This window comes from Streptomyces albiaxialis (assembly GCF_039530985.1).
Lineage (GTDB): Bacteria > Actinomycetota > Actinomycetes > Streptomycetales > Streptomycetaceae > Streptomyces > Streptomyces albiaxialis.
In genome coordinates this window covers 201146-226439 of the sequence record NZ_BAAAPE010000022.1, presented here as the reverse complement: position 1 = coordinate 226439, position 25294 = coordinate 201146, and the positions used below count along the sequence as shown (strand labels likewise).

Annotated in this window: 28 protein-coding genes and 1 pseudogene; 12 read left to right on the top strand and 17 right to left on the bottom strand. The window is 73.6% G+C overall.

The genetic code is table 11. The features are described 5' to 3' along the window. The first annotated feature begins 5 nt into the window (after positions 1 to 5). The 4 genes from ABD343_RS35990 to ABD343_RS35975 all read left to right on the top strand — a co-directional run bounded on the left by ABD343_RS35990 (position 6) and on the right by ABD343_RS35975 (position 2985). Complete coding sequence (locus ABD343_RS35990; RefSeq protein WP_344534400.1) at positions 6 to 590, top strand: hypothetical protein; 585 nt, start codon at positions 6 to 8, stop codon at positions 588 to 590. Positions 591 to 677: 87 nt separating this feature from the next. Further along, complete coding sequence (locus tag ABD343_RS35985; RefSeq protein ID WP_344534501.1) at positions 678 to 1370, top strand: ABC transporter permease; 693 nt, start codon at positions 678 to 680, stop codon at positions 1368 to 1370. Then, positions 1367 to 2041: an ABC transporter permease gene (locus tag ABD343_RS35980; RefSeq protein WP_344534398.1), complete on the top strand. Its 675-nt coding sequence runs from the start codon at positions 1367 to 1369 to the stop codon at positions 2039 to 2041. The genes ABD343_RS35985 and ABD343_RS35980 overlap by 4 nt, the downstream gene beginning before the upstream one ends. After that, positions 2038 to 2985, top strand: a complete 948-nt coding sequence (locus tag ABD343_RS35975) for an ABC transporter substrate-binding protein (RefSeq protein ID WP_344534397.1) — start codon at positions 2038 to 2040, stop codon at positions 2983 to 2985. Before ABD343_RS35980 ends, ABD343_RS35975 begins: the two co-directional genes overlap by 4 nt. A gap of 6 nt (positions 2986 to 2991) precedes the next feature. Here the strand turns inward: ABD343_RS35975 and ABD343_RS35970 are convergent, their stop codons facing one another. Next, positions 2992 to 4155: an ABC transporter ATP-binding protein gene (locus tag ABD343_RS35970; protein WP_344534395.1), complete on the bottom strand. Its 1164-nt coding sequence runs from the start codon at positions 4153 to 4155 to the stop codon at positions 2992 to 2994. 148 nt (positions 4156 to 4303) lie between these two features. Here ABD343_RS35970 and ABD343_RS35965 point away from each other — a divergent pair, with 148 nt between their 5' ends. Next, positions 4304 to 4687 carry a hypothetical protein gene (locus tag ABD343_RS35965; RefSeq protein WP_344534393.1) on the top strand — a complete coding sequence of 128 codons (384 nt, stop codon included), beginning with the start codon at positions 4304 to 4306 and terminating at the stop codon, positions 4685 to 4687. A 36-nt stretch (positions 4688 to 4723) separates the two neighbouring features. Here the strand turns inward: ABD343_RS35965 and ABD343_RS35960 are convergent, their stop codons facing one another. From ABD343_RS35960 to ABD343_RS35925, 8 genes are all read right to left on the bottom strand, one after another. Further along, the gene (locus ABD343_RS35960) at positions 4724 to 5497 is read right to left on the bottom strand and encodes an alpha/beta fold hydrolase (RefSeq protein ID WP_344534391.1); all 774 of its coding nucleotides are present in this window, start codon (positions 5495 to 5497) and stop codon (positions 4724 to 4726) included. Between the two features lie 77 nt (positions 5498 to 5574). Next, the gene (locus tag ABD343_RS35955; protein WP_344534389.1) at positions 5575 to 6939 is read right to left on the bottom strand and encodes a class-II fumarase/aspartase family protein; all 1365 of its coding nucleotides are present in this window, start codon (positions 6937 to 6939) and stop codon (positions 5575 to 5577) included. A 55-nt stretch (positions 6940 to 6994) separates the two neighbouring features. Beyond that, on the bottom strand, positions 6995 to 8716 hold the full coding sequence (locus ABD343_RS35950; RefSeq protein ID WP_344534387.1) for an ABC transporter permease: 1722 nt from the start codon (positions 8714 to 8716) through the stop codon (positions 6995 to 6997). Then, entirely contained in the window at positions 8713 to 9780 is a 1068-nt protein-coding gene (locus tag ABD343_RS35945) for an ABC transporter ATP-binding protein (RefSeq protein ID WP_344534385.1), read from the bottom strand. The genes ABD343_RS35950 and ABD343_RS35945 overlap by 4 nt, the downstream gene beginning before the upstream one ends. Before the next feature lie 40 nt (positions 9781 to 9820). Beyond that, a complete protein-coding gene (locus ABD343_RS35940) occupies positions 9821 to 10861 on the bottom strand; it encodes an extracellular solute-binding protein (RefSeq protein ID WP_344534383.1) in 1041 nt (346 codons plus the stop codon). Between the two features lie 171 nt (positions 10862 to 11032). Further along, on the bottom strand, positions 11033 to 12076 hold the full coding sequence (locus tag ABD343_RS35935) for a LacI family DNA-binding transcriptional regulator (protein ID WP_344534381.1): 1044 nt from the start codon (positions 12074 to 12076) through the stop codon (positions 11033 to 11035). Positions 12077 to 12098: 22 nt separating this feature from the next. Next, entirely contained in the window at positions 12099 to 12488 is a 390-nt protein-coding gene (locus tag ABD343_RS35930) for a VOC family protein (RefSeq protein ID WP_344534379.1), read from the bottom strand. Next, positions 12485 to 12784, bottom strand: a complete 300-nt coding sequence (locus ABD343_RS35925; protein WP_344534377.1) for an ArsR/SmtB family transcription factor — start codon at positions 12782 to 12784, stop codon at positions 12485 to 12487. Before ABD343_RS35925 ends, ABD343_RS35930 begins: the two co-directional genes overlap by 4 nt. Positions 12785 to 12830: 46 nt before the next feature. Between ABD343_RS35925 and ABD343_RS35920 the strand changes: the two are divergent. From ABD343_RS35920 to ABD343_RS35905, 4 genes and pseudogenes are all read left to right on the top strand, one after another. Continuing rightward, positions 12831 to 13281, top strand: a pseudogene (locus ABD343_RS35920) (NUDIX hydrolase). A 38-nt stretch (positions 13282 to 13319) separates the two neighbouring features. Continuing rightward, complete coding sequence (locus ABD343_RS35915; RefSeq protein WP_344534375.1) at positions 13320 to 13775, top strand: tellurite resistance TerB family protein; 456 nt, start codon at positions 13320 to 13322, stop codon at positions 13773 to 13775. A gap of 230 nt (positions 13776 to 14005) precedes the next feature. Beyond that, positions 14006 to 15106: an NAD-dependent epimerase/dehydratase family protein gene (locus ABD343_RS35910; RefSeq protein ID WP_344534373.1), complete on the top strand. Its 1101-nt coding sequence runs from the start codon at positions 14006 to 14008 to the stop codon at positions 15104 to 15106. Between the two features lie 108 nt (positions 15107 to 15214). After that, complete coding sequence (locus ABD343_RS35905; RefSeq protein WP_344534371.1) at positions 15215 to 16723, top strand: helix-turn-helix domain-containing protein; 1509 nt, start codon at positions 15215 to 15217, stop codon at positions 16721 to 16723. 183 nt (positions 16724 to 16906) lie between these two features. Here the strand turns inward: ABD343_RS35905 and ABD343_RS35900 are convergent, their stop codons facing one another. From ABD343_RS35900 to ABD343_RS35885, 4 genes are all read right to left on the bottom strand, one after another. Then, complete coding sequence (locus tag ABD343_RS35900; protein ID WP_344534369.1) at positions 16907 to 18202, bottom strand: phospholipase D-like domain-containing protein; 1296 nt, start codon at positions 18200 to 18202, stop codon at positions 16907 to 16909. A 98-nt stretch (positions 18203 to 18300) separates the two neighbouring features. Continuing rightward, a complete protein-coding gene (locus tag ABD343_RS35895) occupies positions 18301 to 19131 on the bottom strand; it encodes an alpha/beta fold hydrolase (RefSeq protein ID WP_344534368.1) in 831 nt (276 codons plus the stop codon). An 81-nt stretch (positions 19132 to 19212) separates the two neighbouring features. Next, positions 19213 to 19650: a DUF3662 domain-containing protein gene (locus ABD343_RS35890; RefSeq protein WP_344534366.1), complete on the bottom strand. Its 438-nt coding sequence runs from the start codon at positions 19648 to 19650 to the stop codon at positions 19213 to 19215. A gap of 160 nt (positions 19651 to 19810) precedes the next feature. After that, positions 19811 to 20251, bottom strand: a complete 441-nt coding sequence (locus tag ABD343_RS35885) for an ATP-binding protein (protein ID WP_344534364.1) — start codon at positions 20249 to 20251, stop codon at positions 19811 to 19813. 349 nt (positions 20252 to 20600) lie between these two features. Between ABD343_RS35885 and ABD343_RS35880 the strand changes: the two genes are divergently transcribed. Next, positions 20601 to 21095: an STAS domain-containing protein gene (locus ABD343_RS35880; RefSeq protein ID WP_344534362.1), complete on the top strand. Its 495-nt coding sequence runs from the start codon at positions 20601 to 20603 to the stop codon at positions 21093 to 21095. 40 nt (positions 21096 to 21135) lie between these two features. Here ABD343_RS35880 and ABD343_RS35875 read toward each other — a convergent pair whose 3' ends face one another. Beyond that, on the bottom strand, positions 21136 to 21675 hold the full coding sequence (locus tag ABD343_RS35875; protein WP_344534360.1) for an Asp23/Gls24 family envelope stress response protein: 540 nt from the start codon (positions 21673 to 21675) through the stop codon (positions 21136 to 21138). Positions 21676 to 21748: 73 nt separating this feature from the next. On the opposite strand from ABD343_RS35875, the gene ABD343_RS35870 reads away from it, so the two are divergent. Beyond that, on the top strand, positions 21749 to 22414 hold the full coding sequence (locus ABD343_RS35870; protein ID WP_344534358.1) for a hypothetical protein: 666 nt from the start codon (positions 21749 to 21751) through the stop codon (positions 22412 to 22414). An 11-nt stretch (positions 22415 to 22425) separates the two neighbouring features. On the opposite strand, the gene ABD343_RS35865 is transcribed toward ABD343_RS35870, so the two are convergent. Both ABD343_RS35865 and ABD343_RS35860 read right to left on the bottom strand, forming a co-directional pair. Further along, positions 22426 to 23325 (bottom strand): amidohydrolase family protein, encoded by a 900-nt coding sequence (locus tag ABD343_RS35865; RefSeq protein ID WP_344534356.1) that lies wholly within the window; start codon positions 23323 to 23325, stop codon positions 22426 to 22428. Then, positions 23322 to 23738 (bottom strand): pyridoxamine 5'-phosphate oxidase family protein, encoded by a 417-nt coding sequence (locus ABD343_RS35860; RefSeq protein ID WP_344534354.1) that lies wholly within the window; start codon positions 23736 to 23738, stop codon positions 23322 to 23324. The genes ABD343_RS35865 and ABD343_RS35860 overlap by 4 nt, the downstream gene beginning before the upstream one ends. Positions 23739 to 23931: 193 nt before the next feature. Between ABD343_RS35860 and ABD343_RS35855 the strand changes: the two genes are divergently transcribed. After that, positions 23932 to 24504, top strand: a complete 573-nt coding sequence (locus ABD343_RS35855) for a hypothetical protein (protein WP_344534352.1) — start codon at positions 23932 to 23934, stop codon at positions 24502 to 24504. Positions 24505 to 24540: 36 nt separating this feature from the next. Here ABD343_RS35855 and ABD343_RS35850 read toward each other — a convergent pair whose 3' ends face one another. Next, entirely contained in the window at positions 24541 to 25272 is a 732-nt protein-coding gene (locus ABD343_RS35850; protein WP_344534350.1) for a haloacid dehalogenase type II, read from the bottom strand. Positions 25273 to 25294: the final 22 nt, after the last annotated feature.

The following is a 25294-nucleotide window of genomic DNA, read 5'->3' as shown; positions in this document are numbered from 1 at the left end:
GAAGCGTGCGACACGGAACCACGGCCCGGCGGGCGGCGGGCGCCCTGGCGGCGCTCGCCCTCGCCGTCGGCCTCACGGGCTGCGCGGACGAGGGCAGGGACTTCGCCGTCCCCGGCGAGGTCTGCGGCACGACCGTCGACAAGGACGCGCTCGGCGACCTGCTGCCGCCCGAGGGGAAGAAGCTGAGGGAGACGGACCGCACGCTGCTGTACTCCGACGACGGCTGCACCGTGGAGGTGGACCACTACCCGGCGGTGGTCTTCGGCTGGGCCACCGTGCGGACGAAGCAGGAGTTGCCCAGCTCGGTCGATCCCGTCCCCGCGCTGAAGGCCCACCAGAAGCACCACGTCAGGCCTCTGCGTGAGATGCCGGTGAAGGGCAAGGGGGCCGTCGCGGACGAGGCGGCGATGCTGTCCGTGCCGTGCGAGGAGAAGGGCGCCCCCGAGGACAAGCGCCTCCTGCTGGAGTTCCACTTCGGCAGCGAGAACGAGCACCACCCCGAGGACGTCCAGGAGCGCCGCAAGGCCATCACGGCCTTCGTCGAGGACATCGCCCCGCACGCGGTGAAGAAGCACCCGTGCGGCTCGTAGGACGGCGCCGCACGCTGTAGGCCCCCGTACGGCCCAGCAGCGGATGCGGGGGCGCGTGGGGGCTGATGCCATGGCGGGGTGATCCTCATCGCCGCCCGCGCGCCCGACGACTGCCTCGCGCGGAACGCGTGGATCTGCGGCGACTACCTGACGACCCGTAGCGCCGTGCTGTGGGACGCGGTCGTCCAGCACCTGGAGCTGACGGTCGTCTCGGTCGCGCTCGGGCTCGCCGTCGCGCTGCCGCTGGCCGTGGCCGCGCGGCGCTGGCGCTGGGCGGCGGGGCCCGTCCTCAGCGTGACGACCATCCTCTACACGATCCCCTCGCTCGCGATGTTCTCGCTGCTGCTGCCGCTCTACGGGCTGTCGGCCTCGCTCGTGATCGCCGGGCTCGTGCTCTACTCCCTCACCGTCCTCGTCCGGAACATCCTCGCCGGGCTGCGGGACGTGCCCGAGGACATCCGGCAGGCCGCGCGCGGCATGGGGTACGGGCCCGTGCGGCTGCTGCTCGCCGTCGAGTTGCCGCTCGCGCTGCCCGCCGCGATGGCGGGGCTGCGCATCGCCGCCGTCTCCGCCGTCTCGCTCGCCACGGTCGGCGCGATCGTCGGCCACGGAGGGCTCGGCAACCTCATCTACCAGGGCATGAACACCCAGTTCAAGGCGCAGGTGCTGACCGCCTCCGCGCTCTGCGTGCTCATCGCCGTCTGCGCCGACCTGCTGCTCCTCGGCGTGCAGCGGCTGCTCACGCCCTGGACGCGGGCCGCGCGGGGTGCCGGGGCATGAACGCCGTCGCCGACGCCTGGACCTGGCTGACCGACGGCGCCCACTGGACGGGCGAGAACGGCGTCGCGCACCGGCTCGTCGAACACCTGTGGCTGACGGTGCTCTGCCTGCTGCTGAGCTGCCTGATCGCGCTGCCCGTCGCGCTCGTCCTCGGCCACATCGGCAGGGGCGGCGCGCTGGCCGTGAACATCTCCAACGTCGGCCGCGCCGTCCCCACCTTCGCCGTGCTGGTCCTGCTGCTGCTCAGCCCGCTGGGGCGGCACGGCGACTGGCCCACGGTCGTCGCCCTCGTCCTGTACGCCGTGCCGCCGCTGCTCACCAACGCGTACGTCGGGATGCGCGAGGTCGACCGCGACGTGGTGCGCGCCGCCCGGGGCATGGGCATGACCGGGAGTCAGATGCTCTTCCGCGTCGAACTGCCGCTCGCGCTGCCGATGGTGCTGGGCGGCGTACGGCTCGCCGCCGTCCAGCTCGTCGCCACCGCCACGCTCGCGGCGCTCGCCGGGGGCGGCGGGCTCGGCCGCATCATCACCGCCGGGTTCGACCTGGCATCGACGCCGCAGGTGGTGGCGGGCGCGGTGCTCGTCGCGGTGTTCGCGCTGCTGGTCGAGGGCCTCTTCGCGCTCGTCGAGCGGCTCGTGCCCGTACGGACGGACGGGGGCGCGCGGTGAACCGGCGGCCCACCCTCGCGCTCGCCCTCGCGCTCTGCTGCGCGGCCCTCGGCGGCTGCACCGGTGGCCCCGCGCTGGAGAACCAGGGCACGCCCACCGGAAAGCCGGGCGACAGCCGCCACCTGACCATCGGCTCGGCCGGGTTCACCGAGAGCGACCTGCTCGCCCAGATGTACGCGCTGCTGCTGCGCGACGCCGGATACGGGACGAAGATGCTCACCGTCACCAACCGCGAGCTGTACGAACCGGCGCTGGAGAACGGGCAGATCGACGTCGTCCCCGAGTACGCCGCGACGTTCGCCGACTGGCTCAACGCCAAGAAGCACGGCCCCGACGCGGAGACCGTCGGCTCGCCCGACCTCGGCGCCACCATGAAGGCCCTGCGCGCGCTCGCCACGCCCCGCGGCCTCACCGTGCTGCCGCCCGGCCGCGCCGTCGACCAGAACGCCTTCGCCGTGGCCCGCTCCTACGCCCGCGAGCACCGCCTCAAGACCCTCAGCGACCTGGGCAGGGCGAAGCTGCCGGTGCGGCTGGCAGCGGGCGACGAGTGCGTGAAACGGCCGTACTGCGAGCCGGGCCTGAAGAAGACGTACGGCATCGAGGTCACCGGCATCGACCCCAAGGGCGTGGGCACCACGGCGGCGAAGAAGGCCGTGCAGAACGGCCAGGACCAGATGGTGCTGACCACCACGACCGACGCCACGCTCGACGACTTCGGGCTCGTCACGCTCAAGGACGACAGGAAGCTCCAGAACGCCGACGCGCTCGTCCCCGTCGTCAACCGCTCCCGCGCCGGGCACCCCCGCGTCCGCAAAGCCCTCAACAAGCTCAACAAGGTCCTGACCACGGGCGACCTGGCCCGGATGAACGAGCGCGTCGACAGTTGGCGCCGCCTCCCCGAGGACGTCGCGCGGGACTACCTGGAGTCGAAGAACCTGCTGTGACAGCGGTCAGGCCGACGTCACCGAGTCCACCTCGACCGCTCCCCGGTCCCTTCCGGTCGCGTCGGACTCGATCGAGCGCCGCAAGGCCTCATGCAGGGTCGCCGGCGTCAGGACGCCGCGGAACGTGTCGCCCTCCAGGACGGCGACCCACCCCGCGTCGTACTGCAGCATCTCGCTGAACGCCTGCCGCAGCGGCGCGCCCATCGGGACCCACGCCTCCATCCGGCGCGTCAGCTCCCCGACCCCGGTCCCCTCGTCGGCCTCCGCCAGGGCCGTGGCCGCGACCCAGCCGCGCAGCGCGCCGTCGCCGTCCAGGACGACCGCCCACCGCGCCCCGTCGCTCCGCAGCCGGGCCGCCGCGCGGCCCGCGGGCTCGGCGACCCGCACCAGCGGCGGCTGCTCCAGGTCGCCCGCCTCGACGGGCGTGACCGACAGCCGCTTCAGGCCCCGGTCGGCCCCGACGAACCGGGCCACGTACGGGGTCGCGGGGGCGCCCAGCACGGCGGCGGGCGCGTCGAACTGCTCGATGCGCCCCTGCCCGTACACCGCCATCCGGTCGCCCATCCGCACCGCTTCCTCGATGTCGTGGGTGACCAGCAGCACCGTCTTGCGCACCCGGGCCTGGAGCGCGAGGAACTCGCTCTGGAGCCGCTCGCGCACCACGGGGTCGACGGCGCCGAACGGCTCGTCCATCAGCAGCACCGGCGGGTCCGCCGCCAGCGCCCTCGCCACCCCGACCCGCTGCCGCTGCCCGCCGGAGAGCTGCGCCGGGTAGCGCGGCCCGTACGTCTTCGGGTCGAGCCCGACCATCTCCAGCAGATCACCCGCGTGCGCACGGGCCCGGGACCTCTTCCAGCCCAGCAGCGCGGGCACGGTCGCGGTGTTGTCGAGGACGGTGCGGTGCGGGAAGAGCCCGGCCTGCTGGATGACGTAGCCGATGCCGCGCCGCAGCCGTACGGGGTCGGTGCGGGCGATGTCCTCGCCGTTCACCAGGATCCGTCCGGAGGTCGGCTCGATGAGGCGGTTGACCATCATCAGCGTGGTCGTCTTGCCGCAGCCCGAGGGGCCGACGAGCGTGACCAGTTCCCCCTCCCCGACGTCGAGGGACAGCTCCTCCACGGCGGTCGTCCCGTCGCCGTACCGCTTGGTCACCCGCTCGAACCGGATCATGGCCACCATGCTGGCCGCGCGCGGACGGCCCCGCATCCGGAGGCGCCCGGGCGGCGGGGCCCCGTAGCATGGACGGGTGGGCTGGCGCCGGATGCTGTGCCGAGTGGGCGTCCACCGGTACCGCGGGTTCGGGCCCGAGGAGACCGGCGTGACCACCGAGCCGTGCCGCCGGGAATGGCGCTGCGTGGGCTGCCACCGCCTCCGCTCGCTCACCGCGGACCATGTGTACCGGCGCGGGGACGAGAAGCCGCTGGACCACCCGTGCGAGAAGATCGCCGTCTGCGCCCGCTGCGGCTACGAACTGCCCGTGGAGCGGCACGACAAGGAGCCGGTCGCGGTCTTCGACCTGCCGGAGGCGGAGCGCCCGCACTACTTCAGTTGGGAGAGCGCCTCCCTCTGCGACTATGTGCTGATCTGCCGGCGGTGCGGGGAGAGGGACCGGTACTTCTTCACCGAGCACCAGTGGAGCAGGCCGAGCTGGGGCGGCGTGTGCGCGCACTGCGGTGAGGACTGGTTCGACGACGGAGAATGAGCCCGTCGTAGTCCCCGGCGCTCCGGCCGCCCGGCCTCAGGCGAAGAAGTCCCTCAGCACCGGGGCCAGCGCCGTCGGTTCCACCCGGTGCTCCTGGCCCTCCAGCGTCTCGTACCGCCCGTGGCGCACCGCCGCGGCGATGCTCCGGCCCGTGTCCCGCCACCACTCGGGGCCCGCGCCGCCGCACACCACCAGCACCGGCTGGTCGATCCGCGCCAGCCGCGCCGCGGGCAGGTCGCCGCCGCCGATCACCGCGTCGTCGTAGGCGAGGGTCGGCGCCAGCGTCTCCATGCCCTTCCAGAACGGTGCGTGACGCATCCCGGGGAGTTCCTCCTCCGGCATGCCGACCCTGCGCAGGAACAGCCCGACGGCGCCCGCCCGGTCCCCGGCGGACAGCAGCCTGTTCAGCTCGGCGGAGTACGCGCCGGAGCCCGCGCGCACCCCGGGGTCGTCGGAGTACGGCACCTCGTACACCGCGACGCGGCTGACCGGCACTCCGCTCGCGGCGGCCTCCAGCGCCAGCGCGCCGCCGGAGGAGATGCCGAAGACCTGAGCCTCGCCGCCCGCGGCGTCGATCACCGCCGCCAGGTCCTCGACCTCGCGGGCCACCGCGTACGGCGCGGTGTCGCCGCTGCCGCCCCGGCCCCTGCGGTCGTAGACATGGACGGTGTGTTCCCCGGCCAGCTCCGCGGCGAGCGGCATGTCCGCCTCGTGGGTGCAGGTCGCCCCGCTGACCAGCACGAGGGGCGGGCCCTCGCCGGTCCGCTCGTACGCGATCGGCGTGCCGTCCTGGGACAGCGCTGTTCTCATGAGCCCCTCCGTCGGGTTCTGTTCTCCGTCGACTCCCCTGAGGGACAGACCCGGAGGAGGGCCGGAACTCATCGCTGTCAGGACGCCGGCCGCTCCCGCAGATCGGCCGCCGCCGCCCTGGCGCGCCGCGCCCCGGTACGGGCCAGGGACGCCGAGCGGCCCGTGTGGGTGGCGGGGTCGAGCAGCGTGGTGATGTCGTCGGCCGACAGGTGCGCGGTGACGCGCGGGTCGGCGGCGAGGAGCCCGGGGAAGGAGCCGCCGCCGGTGGCGGCCTTCTGCGAGGCCTCGTAGACGACGTCGTGCGCGTGCTGGCGGCCGATGCGCGTACCGAGCCGCAGCATGATCGCCTCAGCCGAGATCATGCCGCCCGACAGGTCGAGGTTGGCCCGCATCCTCTCCGGGGCGACGCGCAGCCCGGAGAGGATGACGACCAGCCGCTCCAGCGCGTCGCCGGTCAGCACGCAGGCCCGCTCCTGCGCGGCGAACAGGTCGGAGGGGGCGTGGTCGGCCTCGTGCTCGTTGTGCAGGTGCTCCAGCGCGAGCGGCACCAGCGAGCGGATCTCCGCGGTGAGCCCGAGGACGTCCTGGCAGAGCTGCGGATTGCGCTTCTGCGGCATGGTGGAGCTGCCGATGGTCCCGGCGGGCACCGGCTCCTCGACCTCCTGGTACTCGGTCTTCATCAGCGTGTAGACCTCGCGCGCGATCTTGCCGCCCGTTCCCGCGAGGAGGCCCAGCGCGCAGACGAACTCCGCGAAGTGGTCGGCCGTCGCGCGCGACGGCACGGCCATCGGCAGCAGGCCGAGTCGCCGGGCGATGTCCGCCTGGAGCTTCTCCGGCTCGTCGCCCAGCGCCGCGAACGTGCCCGCCGCGCCGCCCACGATCGCCTGGCACAGCCGGGGTTCGAGCTGGCGCAGCCGGGTCACGTGCCGGTCCAGCTCGTCGATCCACGCGGCCACCTTGAAGCCGAACGTGACGGGGACCGCGTGCTGTCCGTGCGTACGGCCCGCCATCACCATCTCCGCGCCCTTCTCCGCGAGCGCGGCGAGCGCGTCCAGCAGCCGGGCGAGCTGCGTGAGGATCGTGTGGTGGGCCTCGCGCAGCACCAGGACGTCGCCGGTCTGCGTGATGTTCTGCGTGGTCGCGCCCCAGTGCACCCAGCCGCCGTGCGGCTCGCCCACGACGCGGCTCAGCTCGACGATCAGCGGCATCAACGGGTGGCTGGTGCGGTCCCGTTCGCGCCGGACCTCCTCCAGGTCCAGGGCCTCGGGGCGGCACGCGGCGGTGATGGCGTCGGCCGCCTCGGCCGGGATCATGCCCTGCTCGGCCTGCGCCTGCGCCAACGCGGCCTCGACCCTGAGCCACTGGGCCCACCGGTGCTCGGTCGCGAACAGCTCCTTGATGCCGCTCGCCGGAACGCGGCCGGACGTGAAGCGCTGTGACATGGTGCCTTGCTCTTTCTACGAGAGGGTGTGCGCGCCCCGAAGGGGGAGCGGAGGTTCAGTTCGCCGGGGCCGCCTCAAGGCCCCGGCGGCCGCTCTGGACGCGGTTCGACAGCGCGAGGACGGCGAGGATCAGGACGACCTGGAGCGTGCCGTAGGCCGCCGCGCTGCCGAACTGGGAGGAGTAGATGCGGTTGTAGATCTCCACGGACATCGGCGTGAAGCCCGCCGGGTAGATCACGACGGAGGCCACGTACTCGCCGACCCCGTCCACGAACGCCAGCAGCGCGCCCGCGAGCACACCCCGCATCACCAGCGGCATCGTCACCGTGCGCAGCACCCGCAGCGGCGAGGCCCCCAGGTTGCCCGCGGCCTCCTCCAGCGAGGGGTCGATCTGGTCCAGCGCGGCGTTGGTGGAGCGGAACACGAGCGGCACGTACCGCACGAAGTAGGCGACGGGCAGGATCCACAGCGTGCCGACGAGCGTGAGCCCGAGGTTGGAGGCCTGCGGCTCGGCGAAGGCGGTGACCAGGTTGACGCCGATGACCGTGCCCGGCAGGGCCCACGGCAGCATCACCATGATGTCGAGCACCGTCCGCCCGGCCCGGCGCCAGCGGGCCAGCACCCAGGAGGCGGCGGCTCCGATCAGCACGGCGGCCAGCGTGGCCAGCAGGCTCATCTGGACGCTGACGGAGATCGGCAGCAGGCTCGCCGGGTCGGTGAAGATGGTGCGGTAGTTGTCCGTCGAGTAGTCGCCGGGCAGGATCTGCGTCGTCCACGAGCCGTCCACGGAGAACGACAGCAGCGCCAGCACCAGCACCGGGGCGAGCAGCACGAGGCTCAGCAGGGCGCTGCCGGCGAGCGCCGCGTACCGCGCGGGGCCCCGGGCGTGCGTCCGGTCGCGCTGCACGCCCTTGGAGAGGCTGCGGTGCACGCGCCGCGACTGGTACCAGCGCATCGCGACGAGGAAGAGCACGGAGACGACCGAGAGCGCGGTGGCCTGCGCGGCGGCCAGCTCCTGGTTGCCGGAGGTGCGGGAGGAGACGATCTGCATGGTGAGCGTCTGCACGTTGTAGAGCTGCGGCGCGGTGAACGACGCCATCGAGATCATGAACGTCAGCAGCGCGCCCGAGACCAGCGCGGGCGTCAGCATCGGCAGTACGACGGTGCGCCAGATCCGCGCGCGGCTCGCGCCGAGGTTCGCCGCCGCCGACTCCAGCGAGTTGTCGAGCCCGGCGAGCCCGGCCGAGACGGACAGGTAGAAGTACGGGTACATCGTGAAGGTGTGCACCAGCAGCACCCCCGTCACGCCGCCCACCGAGAACGTCGCGGGGTCGGCGCCGAACGCCGAGTGCAGCACGCGCGGCACGATGCCCGTCTCGCTGTAGAGCAGGACGAACGAGACCGAGCCGATCAGCGGCGGCAGCGCCATCGGCACCATCGCGAGGACTTCCAGCACCCGGCGCCCGGGGAAGTCGAAGCGGTTGAGCAGCACCGCGAGCAGCGTGCCGATCACGCCGCAGGTGAGGACGGAGCCGAGCGAGAGGGTGACGGACAGGAGCAGCGCCGTGCCGGACGTACCGCTCAGGAAGCCGCGGTAGTTGGCGGCGAGGCCGTCGCCGCCCGCGCTGGAGACGGCGGTGTGCAGCATCGGCACCGTCACGAACAGCAGCAGGACGAGGACGACGGGCAGCGCGAGGACGTAGACGAAGCGGTCGCCCGACGGGGACAGGGACCGGGAGCGCGCGGCGGCGCCGCGGCGGGGCAGGGTGAGGCTCACTGCGTCACCAGCCAGGCACGCTCGCGCAGGCAGTCCAGCGTCACGCTCTCGCCGGCCTCGGGCGCCGCTTCGTGGTCGGGGCCCGCGACCTGGAGCGTCAGCTCCTCGGAGACCCGCACCCGGTAGGAGACGGTCGCGCCGTTGAACTCCCGGTCGCGCACGACGCCCTGGAGGAGTCCTTCCTCGCCCTCGGAAGCGAAACGCAGCGACTCGGGCCGTACGGACAGCGCCGCCTCGTCCCCGGCCCTGAGGTCCGCGTCGGGCCGCGGCGGTACCGGCAGCCGCGCGCCGCCCGGCAGTTCGACGGTCACCGCGTCGGCCTCGACGCCCAGGACGCGTACGGGTATCACGTTGCTGCCGCCGATGAAGCGGGCCACGAACGTGGTCGCGGGCCGGTGGTAGACCTCGCGCGGCGTGGCCACCTGGTGCACGCGGCCCGCGTCGAGGACGGCCACGCGGTCGCTCATCGCCATGGCCTCGGCCTGGTCGTGGGTGACGTAGACGCCGGTGATGCCGGCGGACTCCTGCACGTGCCGGATCTGGGCGCGGGTCTCCTCGCGCAGCTTGGCGTCGAGGTTGGACAGCGGCTCGTCCAGCAGCAGCACGGACGGCGAGATCACCACGGCCCGCGCGAGCGCCACGCGCTGCTGCTGGCCGCCGGAGAGCTGGTCGATCCGCCGCTTCCCGTAGCCGTCGAGGCCGACCTGCGCGAGGGCCTTGTCGATCCGGCGGGCCGCCTCGTCCTTGGCGACCTTGCGGACCTTCAGGCCGTACGCGACGTTCTGCGCGACCGTCATGTGCGGGAAGAGCGCGTAGTTCTGGAAGACCATGCCGGTGTCCCGGCGGTTCGGGGGAGCGGCCGTCACGTCGCGGTCGCCGAAGAGCACGCGTCCGGTGGAGGGGCGCACGAACCCGGCGATGATGCGCAGCATCGTGGACTTCCCGCAGCCGGACGGGCCGAGCAGGGTGAAGAACTCCCCGGCGGAAATGGTCAGATCCATGCTGACCACGGGGGACTTCCCGCCGTACGTCTTGCTGACGTCGTCGAGTCGTACAGGGATCATCGTGTGTACTCCGTTCTCAGCCGCCGCGCTCTCACCCGGTTCACCCGCGGCCCTTGATGTGCTCGCTCCAGTGCGTGATCCACTTGGTCTCGTGGCGGCTGATCCGCCGCCAGTCGACGGGCATCTCCTTGAGGTGGAGCGAGGCGAGCCACTTGGGCTCCTTCTCCAGCGGGACCGTCGGGAGCTGGTAGGTCTCCTGGGCCAGCCGCCGCTGGGTGTCCTGGCGCAGCAGGAAGCGCAGAAAGGCGTCCGCGGCCTTGCCGTTGGGCCCGCCCTTGACCTTGCCGACCCCGTCCAGCAGCATCGGCGCGCCCGAGGCGGGCACCCTGGGCTTCATGGCGATGCCCTTCGCACGCTGGACGAGGATGTCCTGGAGGTTCCAGACGGAGAGCGGGGCCTCCTCGCGCTGGAGGCGCAGATAGAGATCGGTGGGGCTCGCCGTGTACTCCTTGGTGTTCGCGTCGAGCCGCTTCAGCCAGTCGTAACCGGCCCCGACGCTCCCGCCCTTCTTCTTCGCCTCGCGGTCGATCATCGCGGTCCAGACGCTGCGCATGGTCCCGGAGGCGGCGACGTCCCGGATCAGGATCTTGTTCCTGTACGCGGGCTCCAGCAGGTCGTCCCAGTCGCGGGGGACGTCCCGGGCCCGCATCATCCTGTCGTTGTAGACGAAGAGCTGGGCCATTCTCATCTCGCCGAGCCACAGGTCCCTCTCGCCCCGGTACTTCGCCGGGACGCGCTCGACCACGTCGCGGGGCGGCCGGGCCAGCAGCCCCGCGTCGACCCCCTGGTCGAACTGCTGGGACGTGCCGCCCCACCACACGTCGGCCTGCGGGCTGCGCGACTCGGCGCGGATCCGCTCCAGCACCTCCTGGGCGCCGATGGTCAGGACCCGCACCTTGCCGGCGTACTCGGGGTGCGCCTTCTCGAAGTCCTTGAGCACGCCGCCGCCGATGTCGTCGGGCCGCGAGGCGTAGATCGTCAGCGACTCCGAGGGCGCGGACATGGCGTTGAGGCCGCAGCCCGACAGCGGCAGGGCCAGCAGGGCGGCCGCGGCGGCAGAGGCCAAGGCTCGACGGCGCATGGAACTGCTCCTTCGCAGCAGGGGTTCGGTGAACCGGGTGGGCGGATCGCTCGTTGGTAGATCGATCTACCAAGCCCGTTCGGGGCATACGGGCATACCTGGTGCACTCGGTGCACCGGGGGAGGTCGATCTCAGACGGTCACAAGAGAATGAACGCGGTCCGGGTGGCTGTCAAGAGTCGTCTTCCGTGACGGAATCGATCCCTCCGTGGCAGCCGCACGAGCGCCGCACCCGCAGCTCCGGCGCGCGCCACCGGACGACGGGCGGCGCCGAGGGGTCCTCGATCCGGCCCAGCAGCAGCCGTGCCGCCTCCCGGCCGAGTTCCCGGCCGCGAACGGAAACGCTCGTCAGCGGGGGCTCCCACAGTGCCGCCGCCGGCACGTCGTCGTAGCCGATCACCCGCAGCCGGTCCGCCAGCCCCGCGTCGTAGAGCGCGCGGTAGAGGCCGAAGGCCACGCTGTCGCCGTGGCACAGCACCCCGTCGGGCAGCGCTTCCGGCTCGGCGGCCAGCCGTCGCCCCAGCTCCAGGCCGCCGGTGCCGCTCGTCTCGCCGGGCAGGCTGAGGACGGCGGCGTCGGGGTCGAGCCCGGCGGCACGGGCCGCGCGGCGCAGCCCGGTGAGCCGGTCCCGGCGCGAGACCATGCGCGCCGGGCCGCCCAGATAGGCGACCCGGCGGCAGCCGTGCCCGAAGAGGTGCTCGCCCGCGAGTTCGCCCCCGCGAACATCATCGGGGCCCACGTAGGACGTCTCGGCGCCGTCCAGATAGCGGGTCATGAAGACGTGCCCGACGCGGGCGCGGCGCAGCTCGTCGATCAGTCCGGGGTCCGTGCCCGTCGCGGGCACGATGCCGAGCCCGGCGACCCGGTGCTCCTGGAGCGCGCTGACGGCCTCCTCCTGCTGCGCGACGTCGTCCCGCGTGACGGCGAGAAGCGGCAGGAACCCCGCCTTCCTTATCTCCGCCTCCAGCCCGAGGATCAGCTCGGAGAAGAACGGGTTGGCGATGTTGGTGACGACGATGCCGACCACCTTCGCCTGCCGGGTGCGCAGCGAGGCGGCCACCTGGTCGTAGACGTACCCCAGCTCGGCCATCGAGGCGAAGACCCGGTCGCGGGTCTCCTGCGAGACACGGCCCGCTCCCCGTACGACGAGGGAGGCCGTCGCGCGCGACACCCCCGCGTGGGCCGCCACCTGCTGCAACGTCACCTTGTCTGCCACGCGGTCAATATAGGGCGGCCGGTCAGCCGTGCTGCTGCGCGATCTGGATCAGATTGCCGCAGGTGTCGTCGAAGACGGCCACGGTGACGGGGCCCGCGTCCATCGGCTCCTGCGTGAAGCGCACGCCGAGGCCGCTGAGCCGCTTGTGCTCGGCGCGCACGTCGTCCACCGCGAACGAGGTGTACGGGATGCCGTCGGCGGCCAGCGCCTCCTTGAACGGGCCCGCGGCCGGGTGGCCGGAGGGCTCCAGCACCAGCTCGACGCCGTCCGGGTCCTCGGGGGAGACCACGGTCAGCCAGCGGTCGGTGCCGACGGGGACGTCCTCCTTCTTCACGAAGCCGAGGACGTCGGTGTAGAAGGCCAGGGCCTTCGCCTGGTCGTCGACGAGGACGCTCGTCAGGTTGATTCTCATGGGGTCTCCCGGTGATCGGACTGATCGGACCTGATCCACCGCTCGGCTATGTGCCGCAGCGGCTCCGTGTTCAGGTCGTGGAACTTGTAGCGCCCCTCCCGCCGGCTCTCCACCAGCCCGGCCGCCTCCAGCACCGCCAGATGCTGGGAGACGGCCTGTCTGCTGAGCCCGAGCCGGTGCTTCATGCTCAGGCGCGAGCAGATCTCGAAGAGGGTCTGTCCCTGCCGCTCCGCCAGCTCGTCGAGGATCTTCCGGCGCGTGGGGTCGGCGAGGGCCTTGAAGAGTGCGTCGGCCACGCCCCCACTATAGGCAAGTGGTTGCTTGCCTGTCGAGAATGACCGGATGGCACCTCCACCCCGGCGGCGCGTCGCCGCCTATGTCGTCCGTCCCCGCCCCGTCCCCGAGCTGCTGGTCTTCGATCACGTCGGCATCCCGGAGGCCGGGACGCAGGTGCCCGCCGGGGGCGTACGGGCGGGGGAGCGGCACGAGGACGCCGTGCTGCGCGAGGTCGCGGAGGAGACCGGGCTGACGGCGGTCACCGTGCTCCGCGCGCTCGGGGCCGAGGACCGGCCGCACCCGGAGACCGGGGAGCCGCGCAGGACCGCGTTCTTCGTGCTGCGGGCGCCCGCGGACGCGCCGGACGCCTGGCACCACGAGGTCGGGGGCGAGGGCGGCGACGCGGGGATGGTGTTCGCGTGCCGCTTCGTGCCGCTTCGTGCCGCTGCCCCTGGGGCTTCCGCTGGCCGACGGGCAGGACGCATGGCTCCCCGGTGATTGCTCTACACTCCTGTAGAGCAAACCGTCTTCTCCCTGACACCGTACGGAGTCCTCATGGCCCTGTGGGACCGCATCAAGGAATCCGCATCGACGATGCAGAGCCAGCTCACCGCGAAGAAGAACGACCTCAAGAGCGGTGCGTTCCGCGACGCCAGCATGGCGATGTGCGCCCTGGTCGCCGCCGCCGACGGCAGCATCGACCCCGAGGAGCGCCGCAAGGTCGCCCAGCTCATCGCGAACAACGAGGTGCTGCAGAACTTCCCCGCCGACGACCTGCGCCGCCGCTTCGAGGAGAACTGCGACAAGCTCACCGCCGACTTCGACTTCGGCAAGGTCAGCGTCCTCCAGGAGGTCGCCAAGGCCAAGAAGAAGCCGACCGAGGCCCGCGCCGTGGTCCAGATCGGCATCGTCATCGGCGGCGCCGACGGCGACTTCGACAAGGACGAGCAGGCCGTCGTCCGCGAGGCCTGCTACACCCTCGACCTCCCGCCGCACGAGTTCGACCTCTGAGGCCGTAGCCCGGCCCGAAGCCGGGCCGCCGAACCCGGGTGATCGGCGCCCGTCACCTCGTACCCCTCCTCGGGGGCGGGCGCCGATTACCCGTCCCGCCACCGGGTACCCCGGACTCCCGTCCGGACCCGGCGCGCGCGAGGAGGCGGCGAGATGGAACACCCCGGCATCAAGGAACGCGGCAGTCCGCTCCGCGCCGTGCCCGGCGTCGTCGACGTGGGGGAGGCGGGATGAGCACCGGTGCCGAATCGGGCAAGGGCCTGCGTGTGGTCGTCGTCGGTGCCACCGGGAACGCGGGCGTGAGCACCCTGCGGGCCCTGGCCGAGGACGGGCGGGTCGGCTCCGTGGCCGCCGTCGCGCGCCGGGTGCCCGACGCGTGGACACCGGCGAAGACGACGTGGGTGAGCGCCGACATCACCAGCGAGGACGCCGGGCTGCGCGGCCTGTTCGAGGGCGCCGACGCGGTGATCCACCTGGCCTGGATCTTCCAGCCGACGCACCGCCCGCTGCGCACCTGGCGGACCAACGTGCTGGGCACCCTGCGGGTGTTCCGCGCCGTGGCGGAGGCGCGTGTGCCCGCGCTGGTGCACGCCTCGTCGGTCGGCGCGTACTCCCCGGGCCCCCGCGAGCGCGGGCGCGCCGTCGACGAGTCCTGGCCCACGCACGGCTGGCCCGAGGCGCAGTACTGCCGCGAGAAGGCGTACCTCGAACGCTGCCTCGACGCCTTCGAGCTGCGGCACCCGGAGATCCGCGTCGTACGGATGCGGCCCGCCTTCCTCTTCGCCGAGGAGGCGGCGGCCGAGCAGCGCAGGCTGTTCGCCGGTCCGTTCGTGCCGGGGCGGCTCCTCGGGCCCGGCGCGGTGCCGGTGGTGCCCGATCTGCCGGGGCTGCGCTTCCAGGCGCTGCACTCGGCGGACGCGGGCGCCGCCTACTGCCTCGCGGCCACCAGCGGCACGGCGCGCGGCGCGTACAACCTCGCGGCCGAGCCCGTCCTCGACCCGGAGGCGCTCGCCGAGGCCGTCGGCGGCGCCCGCGTCGTACGGCTGCCGCTCGCGCCCGCCCGCGCCGCGCTCTCCGCCGCCTGGCACGCCCACCTGGTGCCCGCCTCTCCCGAACTCTTCGACGCCGTACGCCACCTGCCCCTCATGGACTCCTCGCGGGCCCGCGAGGAGCTGGGCTGGACCCCTTCGCGGTCGGCGGACGAGGCCGTCGCCGCGTTCCTGCGCGGGCTGCGGGACGTACGTGAGGGCCCGACGCCGACGCTCGCGCGCCGGGCCCCCGGCGGCGGACGGCTGCGCGAGGTCCTGACGGGGGTGGGGCGGCGGCCGTGAGCGGCGGCTGACGGGATCCCCCTCTTGTGCGGTACGCGCGCAGTGGCAGTCTGTCCGGTGTACGGGGTAGTACGACTGGACGGGGGCGGACGCGAGGAGCAGGAAACCGTGAGCGAGGCGCAGATGGAGGCGCAGTCGTCGGGCGGGGAGCTGGACGGGCTGCTGCGGGAGATGGGACGCCAGGCCTCACGGCCCCAGGACCCCGACGTCCGCAGGATCCTGGAGTGGCTGCACGCGCGGACCGGTGCCCAGGTCGCGCTGGTCGCGGTCGCCGCCGCGGACGGTGTGGGCCGGGTGGAGACGGCCACGCCGGGCTTTCCCCGCCGGCTCCCGGACTCGCTGTCCGGACTGCTCGTACGGCTGTCCACCGGGCAGCTCGCCGCGGCCGCGACCCGGGACGGCGAGCTGCACGTGCGCGCCGCGGCGCTCGGGCCGCACGAGCCGCGCCCGGTGCTGGTGGCCGCCTTCCCCGGCGAACCGGCCCCGGAACAGGCCGCGCTGCTCTCCCACACCGCCGCCGTCCTGACCCTGCTGCGCCGTGCGGGGGACAGCGACCGGAGCTGGCGCAACTACCAGCGCTCGGCGCGGCAGATGCGGATCGCCGTGCTCCAGGCCCTGCTGGCCGGGGACGTGCTGCTGGCCCGGCGGATGACGACCGGCGTCGTCCCGCCGCTGCTGGAGGCCCCCCGGGTGCGGCTGCACCTGCTGCACTGCCCGGTGGACGACCGCGACAGGATCGTCCGCGCCGAGCAGGACGCCTCCGGCTACCACGGCCCCGACCTGCTGGTGCAGTGCCCGGTCTTCAAGGACCATCTGATCTGTCTCGTGGCGGAGGACGAGCACGAGGACGGCGGCAAGGGCGCCTACGGGCGCGGCGCCATGCTGCGCCGCCTCGTGCGCGACAATTCCGGCTACGCGCTCGGCGTCAGCGGGTCCCACCCCCTCGCCGCGACGGCCGCCGCGTACAGCCAGGCCACGCACGCGCTCGCCGCCGCCCGCGCGGCGCCGGACCGTATCGCCTATTACCACGGCCGGAGCCCGCTCGAAGGCGTCCTGCCGCGCCAGCCCGCGCTCGACTGGGCCCGCACGCTCCTCGCGCCCCTCCAGGAGGCCCCGGAGACCAGCGCGGATGTGACGCGGCTGGCCATGACCATGCCCCGTACGGCCGTCGCGCGCCTGCTCGACCTGAGCCGCAACACCGTCACCGCGCATCTCCGGCGCGCCGAGCGGGCCCTGGGCCGCGACCTCACCGAGGTACGGGCACGGGCCGACGTCCATCTGGCGCTCTCCCTCGACAGCTCGGGGGCCGCGCGCCCGGTGGAGGTGCGGTCCCGGCCCGTCACCCTGGACCATCTGCTGCGCACGGAGCGGGCCGCGGCCTGGTCCGAGACGCTGCTGCACCCGCTCCAGGACCGTCATGTGCGCACCCTCCAGGTCTGGATCGAGGCCAACACCGACGCGCAGCGGGCCGCCCAGCGCATGGGCATCAGCCGCAACACCGTCCGCGCCCACCTGCGCGCCGCCGAGAACGTGCTCGGGCTGGACCTGCTGACCCTCGGCACCGGCACCCACGACATCGTCCACGCCCTCCGCATCGCCCGCGTACGGACCGGCTGAGCGCCGACTGAGCAGCGTGCACAACCCGCCCCGGAAATTGAGCACCGTGCACATTGGGCGGGGGGCGGGGCGCGGTCTACCGTCATGACTGACGGCCCACCCGGCGTCACGGGGGACGTGGCGACACGTTCGTGGGTGGGCCGTCCAACGGGGGTCTGCCAGGGGCGGGTCGGCCAGGGGCTTCTAGCCCCCGGCCCCCGCCCTGCACGCGTCCCGGGTCTTCCAGAACCACGACCGGTAGGCGTCGTGGACCGCGCGGCCCGTGATCCGGACGGCGGAGTCGTCGGCGTTCTCCAGGTGCGTGAAGTTGGCGCTGCCCGTGTAGACGCGGGGCGTGAGGTCGCCGTTGTAGGAGCCGTCGATCATCATCACCTTGGTGTGGGTGCTGATTCTCTGCCCGTTGCCCGGGTCGTAGCGGCAGGGGGTGAGCTGGATGGGCTCGCGGCCCGCCGGGTTGAGCAGCTTCATGATCTCCGGCTCGATCGCGGTGCCGCCCGCGGGGCCCGGGTGGACGATGTCGATCCAGCAGCCCTGGTCGCGCAGCGCGCGCAACTGCCGTGCCGTGGCCGCGCGGTGCTTCGTGAACGCGGTCAGCGCGATCCGCACGTCCGTCTGCCGCGTCACGCCGTCCTCGTCCTCGTAGGCGCACTTGACGAGTTTCAGCACGTTCGCGATCGGGTCCTTGGCGTCGGTCTGCTCACGCGGATAGAACATCGCCCGGTACGCCGAGCCCGTCGGGCCGGTCCAGAAGTAGTCCGGATCCTGCTTCATGGCGCGCAGGTCCCCGAAGTACTTCCGGTAGTCCGCGTACACGCGCGCGTCGGCGAAGGTGAACGCGTCGTTGTACGAGTTGTAGAGGTACCAGTCCTTCAGGTTGGACGAGGTCTGGAAGACCACGTTCCGGTGCTCCTGGCCGCCCGTGACGACCGAGGAGAACAGGGCGAACTTGGTGTGCAGGTAGTTGCGCGCGATGCAGCCGCGCCCCGCCGGGCAGGCGACGGCCCAGGACGCGCGGTCCGAGCCCGTGTCGAAGGCCTTCTTGAGCTTGGCGAGCACGTCGCCGCTGGACGCGTCGAGGATCACCTTCACGTGCACGCCCCTGCGGTGCGCGGCGAGGAGCGTGTCGAGCACGGCCGTCGACCGGGCGCCCTCCTCGAACTCGAACATCACCAGCTCGATCTCGCCCCCGGCCGGGACGCGTTCGGCCAGCCCGATGAGCTGGTCCATGACGGCGGCCTGCCGCGGACTGGGGCCCGTGCCGCCGGAGAGCGCGGCGGGGTCGTTGAACACCGGCCCGCCGACGACGGGTTCGGGGGCGGCGGGTCCGGGGGCGGTCCCGGCGGCGGCCCCGGCCGCGGGTCCGGCGGCGGGCTCCGTCCGGGCCTGGGCGGGGCCGGAGACCGTCAGCGCCAGCGCCAGCAGGCACAGGACGGCCAGCAGCGCGGACGGCACGGAGGCGGCGGGTCTGTGGCTCGCCATGAGTGGTCGGTCCCTTCTCCAGGGGGCGTTTCGGCCACTCATTGACGCATTCATGACCACGTGCCGTCATGGTCCTTCCCGGCCAACCTCCGGGCGGATCAGCGCTCCAGGAACTCCGCGATGCGCCGCGTCCAGCCCTGGACGTCCTCGACCGAGCCGGACACGTGCAGCTCCGACTCCGGCAGCAGCGCGTGCAGCCGCTCGGCCGTGGACACGGGGTGCAGCGGGTCGGCGTCCCAGGCGAGGACCAGCGTGGGGTGCCGGACCGTCGCGATCTCCTCGGGCGAGGGCAGGTCCGAGGCGCCGACGCCGCGGAGCGCGTACGGCAGCAGCTCGTCGGAGACGTCGGGCGTCATGTCGAACTGCGGATAGCCGTCGAAGAGCGGCATCAGCTCGGTGTCCGCCTCCTTCGCCCAGCCCTCCCGCCACCGCTCGGCGCCGTGCGCCTCGATGGTGTCGGCCGCCGCCGTGTACCAGTCCCGGGCGTGCGGCCCCTCGCCGGTCTCCCAGGCCACGGGCGGAATCATCAGCACGAGGCGCCGGAAGCGCCCGGGCGCGAGGAGCGCGGCGCGCAGTGCCGTGTCCGCGCCGAGCGAGGAGCCGGTGAAGTCCATGGGCTCGTCGAAGCCCACCGCGTCGAGCAGCGCCAGCAGATCGCGCGCGTACGTCCCGAAGCGGTAGTCCTCCGCGACGGGCCGCCCCGTCGAACGCCCGTGGCCGCGCGCGTCGTACGTGAGCAGCCGTCGGCCGCCCGCCATCGCGTCCAGGTCCAGCAGATCGAGGCGGCGCACGGCGGCCCTGCTGAGCATGACCCCGTGCGCGTACCCGACCGGCGGCCCGGCGCGCTCTCCCGTCACCTCGTACGCGATCCGCGCGCCCTCGCGCGCGAGATACCGGTCGCCGCTGCCGTCGCCGTGCTGCTCCGTCATCGCTCCCCCTCGGGCCCGAGTGCCGTGCGCCTGCGGGCATCTCATACCCCGGAGGGGTATCACGTCAAGGGGTGGCGCGGCTCAGAAGGGCTCGGGCGGCAGGGGGAGGAGCCGCGTCATCTCGTCGCCGCACGGCTGCTCGGGCTCGCCGGGCGCGATACGGCTGCGGACGCGGTAGCGGACCTCGCTGTCGCCGGGCAGCGGCGAGAGGTGCACCGAGACGGGCCCGGTGAAGCTGTAGCGCCGCTCCGCGGCGTATCCCCGTACCTGCGCGGCCAGTTCGGGGCCGAGCGCGGGGCCGTGCTCGGCGAGCCTGCGGTGGCTCGCGTACGGCAGCTCGATGGTGAAGTGGTTCGGCACCAGGACGCGGTCGCGGCCGAGGATCAGGGCGTTGAGGTCGCACTCGCGGCGCAGCACGGACACCACCTCGATCGGGCGGTTCCGTGGCCGGCGGACCGCCGACCAGACCGTCGCGGCCCACCGCTCCATCGTGTGCTCGACCCGCGTGATCGTCCTCATCGCTCCTGTCGCCCGCTTCCCTCGCGTCCGTCCTGCACGGTCAGGGGGCGCGCTCGGGCGCCCCCGGCCGGTTAACGGGCCTCCGGCGCGAGAGGCACGTGCGGATGGGCCGTATGGACAGCTCTGTTACGGGTGTTACCGAGCGGGGACGCGGCGGTTCTCAGGCGAGGGCGAGGACCGCCCGGACCGTCTTGCCGCCGTGCGGGTGGCGGGTGGTGCGCAGCCGCCGCGCGAGGTGGCGTACGAGCACCAGGCCCCGGCCGCCCTCCTGTCCGGCCCCCGCCCGCCGCGGGACGGGGTGGCCGGGCCCGTCGTCGGCGACCTCGATGGTCAGGGCGCGGCGCCTGCTCGTCAGCCGGAGGCGGCAGCGGCTCCGGCCGTGCCGCACGGCGTTGGTGACCAGCTCCGAGACGATCAGCTCGGCCTCGTCCTCGCGGTGGCCGGCCGGGGCCGGGGATCTCTCGCTGAGCAGGAACTCGGTGGTCAGCCGCCGCGCCCAGCGCGCGGAGGAGGCGTCGGCCGGGAGGGTGTACTCGACCCGGGCGCCCCGCGCGAGGCGCGGTCGGACGGGGCGGCGGTTTTGGTGGTGGCCCGCGCGCATGGTTCTCACTCCCCTGGAGACGGCGTGCGGTGGACGGACGGCGGCCGTCCGTGGGCGGTCCCGGTGGCGGGACGGGTGAACGGCCTGTGTGTCCGGTGATGCCCGGCCGGGCGCGCGGCGCAACACACGCGTGCCCGCGGGTCTCCGATCCCCCACCCGATCACTACGACCGGAACTGTGCGTTCCGTGTGGTGCCACCGTGGTCGTCCCGTGATGTGATGGGCACCGTGGGGTTCCGGCCCCCGTCGCGGGATACTCGGCCGGAGGCGCGGGCGCGCCCGATGTGCGCCGGATCGCGTGACGACGACGGACTGAGCCGGGGCTCCGGCCGGGGGACGGAGGAGGAGGCTTGAGCACGTGGGACACGGACCGGCTGGCCATCACCTCGCTCGCGGTCAGGGACGAGTGCGCGGTGCTGCGGCTGAGCGGTGAACTCGACCACGGCTCGGAGGAGTTCTACCTCGACCGCATCGGCGCGGTCGTCGTCGCCGGGTACCGCTATCTCATCCTGGACGTCACCGCGCTGGTCTTCTGCGACTCCCGGGGCCTCAACTGCCTCCTGGCGCTGCGCTGGCTGCTCCGCCGCCGTGAGGGCCAGCTCCTCCTCGCCTGCGTGGGCCGCCACATGGCCGGGCTGCTGGCGCTGACCGGGAGCGACGGGATACTGCCGGTCTACCCCAGCGTCAGCGAGGCGCTGCAGGCCCTCCCGGACGAGCAGCGCCCCCTGTGGCCGCCCGTGGGCGACCACCAGCCGGACATCCCGCACCCGCACTCCCAGTCCGTGGAGAAGTCCTGGCTCCAGGACGACAACCCGCACCTGCCCCCGGACCACGACCTCCCCTGACGGGCGTCACGCGCCGACGGGCGTCACGCACCGGCGGGCCTCACTCCACGCGGGGGTCCGTGCCCGCCTCGTCCTCCTCGGGGAGATGCACGTCGTTGACCGCGACGTTGACCTCGACGACCTCCAGGCCCGTGATGCGCTCGACCGCCGCGATCACGTTCTCCCGTACGGCACCGGCGACGTCCATGACCGGGACGCCGTACTCCAGGACCAGGTCCAGGTCGACGGCCGTCTGACGCTCGCCGACCTCGACCTTCACCCCGCGCCCCACGTTCGGCCGGCCGCCGGGCACGCGATCGCGGACGGCGCTGATCGTGCGCGAGAAGCCGCCGCCCATGTCGTGCACCCCGGGGATCTCCCGCGCCGCCATCCCCGCGATCTTGACGACGACCACGTCCGCGATCGTCGTCCGGCCCCGGGAGGCCGCGGGCTGGCCCGCGCCGCGCGCCCCGCCGCTCACCGTCGTCGTCCCCGACTCCGGCGCCGCGGGCGCCTCCGTCCCGCCGCCCGTCCTGGGGCCCGGCAACGCCGCGCCGCCGGGCCCGCTCTCCTCCGCGCCGGTGAACTGCTGCGTCGTCATCGCATCCTCCTGCTCACGTCGGATCGTGCCGGTTCACTGTCAGGGACGCGTGTCCCCCGGATCCGTTGCCCGGATGCGCGGAAAGTACCGCGAGAACGCGGCGGCCACGAGCGCGCGGCTGCCGGTACGCTCCCCCGTCGAGCCGAACGAACGGATCGAGCCGGAGCCGGGGGGCAGTGTGAGCAGCGCGGTCGGCCAGATCGTGATCGCGGTCCTGGGCATCGGCGGCACCCTCGCCGCCGCCGTGATCACCCAGCGCGGCGCCGACCGCGCCCGGGTCCGCGAGCTGGAGCACGCGAGACAACTCCAGCGGGACGAGCGCGAGCACGCCACGCGGCAGGCCCGGCTGGAGGCGCGGCGCACGTGCTGTGCCGCGCTCAGCGCGGGCACCCGCGACCTGGCCAACGTGATGACGCAGGTCCTGCACGCCCTGGAGCGGGACGCGATGAGCGACGAGCTGCGGGCCGAGCTGGACCGGGCGCGCCGCGACCACCGCCTGCGGCACGCCGAGGCCCAGATGGTGCTGCCCGATCCCGTCGCGGACGCGGCCAGCACCGCCAACCGCCATCTCGGGGCGCTGTACGGCCTGTTGATGCGCCTCGACGCGGGCACCGCCGAGCAGGGCGAGGACCCGGCCGCCGTCCGGCGGCGCTTCGACGAGCTGTGGGACGCCCTGTGGACGATGCGCCGCGTCATGCGCGCGGACCTGGGCGTCACCGATTCCGGCCGGGCCCCGTAGCACGCCGTCCGTCAGGCGTCGGGCCCGAGCCCGAGGACGCGGGCCGCGTTGTCGTGGCAGACGGCGCGGAGCCAGTCCGTGCCGAGGCCGGTGTCGCGCAGGGCGTGCAGGGCCTCGGCGTACGTGTAGGGGATGTTGGGGTAGTCCGTGCCGAGCAGGACGCGGTCCTGGAGCGCGGCGAGGCGGGGCAGCGCCGCCCGGGGGAAGGGCGCCTGGGCCTCGGTGAAGGAGGTGAAGGCCATGGTCGTGTCGAGCAGGACGTGCGGGTGGCGCTCGGCCAGGGCGAGGAACTCCTCGTACTCCGGCAGCCCCAGGTGCGCGACGACCAGCGGCAGCCGCGGATGCCGGGCGAGCAGCGCCGCGATCGGCTCCGGGCCCGTGAACGGGCCGGGCACCGGGCCCGAGCCGCAGTGCGTGACGACCGGCACGCGCGCCTCGTCCAGCAGCCCCCAGACGCGCTTGAGCTGCGGGTCGTTCGGGTCGTAGCCGCCGACCTGGAGATGGCACTTGAAGATCCGCGCGCCCTGGTCGAGGGCGCGCCGCACGTCGTCGTACGCGCTCGGCTCGGCGAAGAACGTGGCGGTGTGCAGGCAGTCGGGCGTACGGGCGGCGAAGTCAGCGGCCCAGTCGTTCAGCCAGCGGGCCATGCCCGGCTTGTGCGGGTAGAGCATCGAGGTGAACGCGCGGACGCCGAAGCCCCGGAGGACGTCGAGCCGCCGCTGCTCCTCGTGGCGGTAGGTGATCGGCCACGGGCGGCCGACGAGCGGCCCCGCCGCGTCGAAGTACGCCCACACCTTGGCCAGGACCCGCTCCGGCATGAAGTGCGTGTGCACGTCGATGAGCGAGTCCAGCCCCAAGGACGCGCGGAACGCGGCGACTTCGGCCCGCTCGTGCGCTTCGGGGCCCGTCATCGCACCGTGCCGAGCGTCTTCGTGACGGTGATCTCGATGACGACGCGGTTCGGATTGACGCGGGGCGGGCGGTAGCGCCGGGTGTAGCGCGCCTCGGCGTCCGCGACGGCCGCGGGGTCGTCCCGCACGACGGCCGTGCCCTCCAGCGTCGCCCAGCGGCCCCCGTCCGCCTGGCTCACGGCCACGCGGGCGCCGTCGGGCCCCGCCGCGAGGACGTTGCGGGCCTTCTTGCTCGTACGGCTGGTGATGACGCGGGCGACGCCCTCGCCGCTGTCGTACGTCACGCCGACGGGGACGAGATGGGGCGTGCCGTCGGGGCGGAGGGTGGTCAGGAAGCCCACGTGCCGCTCCTCCCAGAAGGCGACGTAGGCCGGGTCGGACCGGAGGGCGGGCCGGGGCGGTGACTGCGCCATCGTGCTCCTTCGCGTGCGGGCGTACGCCTGACGACCCTACGGGGGCGTCCCGGAGGCGGACGGCGAGGGGTGGCCGACGCGGAAGCGCACAGGAACCGACGAGTACCACCACAACCCGGCACATGGGTCAAACACCTGATGTGTCCGGCATCGTCGGGAGTACGCTCCGCGTTTCAACAACCCTGGGGGGACCATGACAACGCGAAGAGGCAGAGAGAGGACCGTCGTCGCACTCGTCGCCGCGGTGCTCGTCACCGTCACCGCGTGCGGGACGGAGGGCGGCGGGGACGACGGCGGCACGGGCCGGGGAGGGGTGTCCACCGGCGCCGAGGGCAGGAGCGGCGAGCAGGCCGCCGTCCCCGACGACGCCGACCTGAGGCTGCGGGAGGGCGAGACGTTCACCTGGCCCGACGGCCTGGAGGTCACCGTCGTGAAGGCCGACGAGGTGAAGACGTCCGGGTACGGCGCGGGCCACCTGCCGTTCCAGCTCCACTTCGAGTTCCACAACGGCGGCGGGAAGACGCTGTCGCTCGACGACTTCGCCACGTTCGTCGAGGGGGCGACGCGGGGAGGGGAGGCCGTGCGGACGTCCTTCAGCGACGACACCGCCGGGATCGGCGGACGGCTCGCCCCGGGCGTGACGCGGCGCAAGACGGAGGACCGCGTGATCAGGAAGGAGTACGGCCGCAAGATCGTCGTCACCCTCCAGTACGGGCGGGGCGCGACGGCCGAGGACTACCCGAAGGTCACGGCCACGGTCCTCTGAGACGCCTCCTCCTGAGACGCCTCCTCCGCGGAGGCTCTACGCCGGGCCCGTCAGGACCGTGGCCAGCTCGTCCAGGCCGGACGTCCGCCAGGTGAACGCGTCGGAGTCCGTGGGGGGATCGCCGCCGGGGCGCTCGACGTAGGCGGTCCGCATGCCCACCGCCCGGGCGCCGCGCAGGTCCCAGGCGTGGGCGGCGACCATCAGCGCGCGCTCCGGCGGGCAGCCCGCCGCGTCGAGCGCGAGCCGGTACACCTCCGGCGCCGGCTTGTACGCCCCGGCCTCCTCGGCGGAGAGCGCCTGGTGCCAGCGCAGCCCCGTGTGCGCGCCGAGGTGGAGCAGCGTCGCGCGGTCCGCGTGGGAGAGCCCGACCACGGCGAACCGCTCCGCGAGGCGCACGAGCCCGGCGACGGAGTCGCCCCAGGGCGGGAGGCGGCGGCTCGCCGTGGCCAGCCGTTCGCGCGCGACGGGGTCGGTGACGCCCGCGTGCGCGGCCACGCGCCGGGCCGCCTCGCGGTCGACGGCGGCGGAGTTCGCGTACGGCCGCTCGCCCCTCTCGACGCGCCGCTGCGCGTCGGCGACGTGGTCCTGCCAGAGGGCGAGCAGCTCGTCGAGGAACGGCCCGTCCGCGGCGGGGACCGCCTCGCGCAGGGCGGCGCGGAGCCCGCCCGGCTCGTCGACCATCGTGCCGAGGACGTCGAAGACGAGGACCTCGATCCCGGAGGGGGCGGGGACCTCGGTCCCGGAGGGGCGGGGCGTGGGGCGGGGCATGGCGCCTCCCGTTCTGTGCGTC

Excerpts from the sequence above, each read along its gene's own strand:
- ABD343_RS35910 (WP_344534373.1), top strand. The coding sequence starts at position 14,006 with ATGAGCACCGGTGCCGAATCGGGCAAGGGCCTGCGTGTGGTCGTCGTC.
- ABD343_RS35860 (WP_344534354.1), bottom strand. The coding sequence starts at position 23,738 with ATGGCGCAGTCACCGCCCCGGCCCGCCCTCCGGTCCGACCCGGCCTAC.
- ABD343_RS35940 (WP_344534383.1), bottom strand. The coding sequence starts at position 10,861 with ATGCGCCGTCGAGCCTTGGCCTCTGCCGCCGCGGCCGCCCTGCTGGCC.
- ABD343_RS35895 (WP_344534368.1), bottom strand. The coding sequence starts at position 19,131 with ATGACGGAGCAGCACGGCGACGGCAGCGGCGACCGGTATCTCGCGCGC.
- ABD343_RS35945 (WP_344534385.1), bottom strand. The coding sequence starts at position 9,780 with ATGATCCCTGTACGACTCGACGACGTCAGCAAGACGTACGGCGGGAAG.
- ABD343_RS35980 (WP_344534398.1), top strand. The coding sequence starts at position 1,367 with ATGAACGCCGTCGCCGACGCCTGGACCTGGCTGACCGACGGCGCCCAC.
- ABD343_RS35870 (WP_344534358.1), top strand. The coding sequence starts at position 21,749 with ATGCGCGGAAAGTACCGCGAGAACGCGGCGGCCACGAGCGCGCGGCTG.
- ABD343_RS35955 (WP_344534389.1), bottom strand. The coding sequence starts at position 6,939 with ATGTCACAGCGCTTCACGTCCGGCCGCGTTCCGGCGAGCGGCATCAAG.
- ABD343_RS35900 (WP_344534369.1), bottom strand. The coding sequence starts at position 18,202 with ATGGCGAGCCACAGACCCGCCGCCTCCGTGCCGTCCGCGCTGCTGGCC.
- ABD343_RS35915 (WP_344534375.1), top strand. The coding sequence starts at position 13,320 with ATGGCCCTGTGGGACCGCATCAAGGAATCCGCATCGACGATGCAGAGC.
- ABD343_RS35850 (WP_344534350.1), bottom strand. The coding sequence starts at position 25,272 with ATGCCCCGCCCCACGCCCCGCCCCTCCGGGACCGAGGTCCCCGCCCCC.
- ABD343_RS35875 (WP_344534360.1), bottom strand. The coding sequence starts at position 21,675 with ATGACGACGCAGCAGTTCACCGGCGCGGAGGAGAGCGGGCCCGGCGGC.
- ABD343_RS35885 (WP_344534364.1), bottom strand. The coding sequence starts at position 20,251 with ATGCGCGCGGGCCACCACCAAAACCGCCGCCCCGTCCGACCGCGCCTC.
- ABD343_RS35930 (WP_344534379.1), bottom strand. The coding sequence starts at position 12,488 with ATGAGAATCAACCTGACGAGCGTCCTCGTCGACGACCAGGCGAAGGCC.
- ABD343_RS35960 (WP_344534391.1), bottom strand. The coding sequence starts at position 5,497 with ATGAGAACAGCGCTGTCCCAGGACGGCACGCCGATCGCGTACGAGCGG.
- ABD343_RS35970 (WP_344534395.1), bottom strand. The coding sequence starts at position 4,155 with ATGATCCGGTTCGAGCGGGTGACCAAGCGGTACGGCGACGGGACGACC.
- ABD343_RS35865 (WP_344534356.1), bottom strand. The coding sequence starts at position 23,325 with ATGACGGGCCCCGAAGCGCACGAGCGGGCCGAAGTCGCCGCGTTCCGC.
- ABD343_RS35890 (WP_344534366.1), bottom strand. The coding sequence starts at position 19,650 with ATGAGGACGATCACGCGGGTCGAGCACACGATGGAGCGGTGGGCCGCG.
- ABD343_RS35855 (WP_344534352.1), top strand. The coding sequence starts at position 23,932 with ATGACAACGCGAAGAGGCAGAGAGAGGACCGTCGTCGCACTCGTCGCC.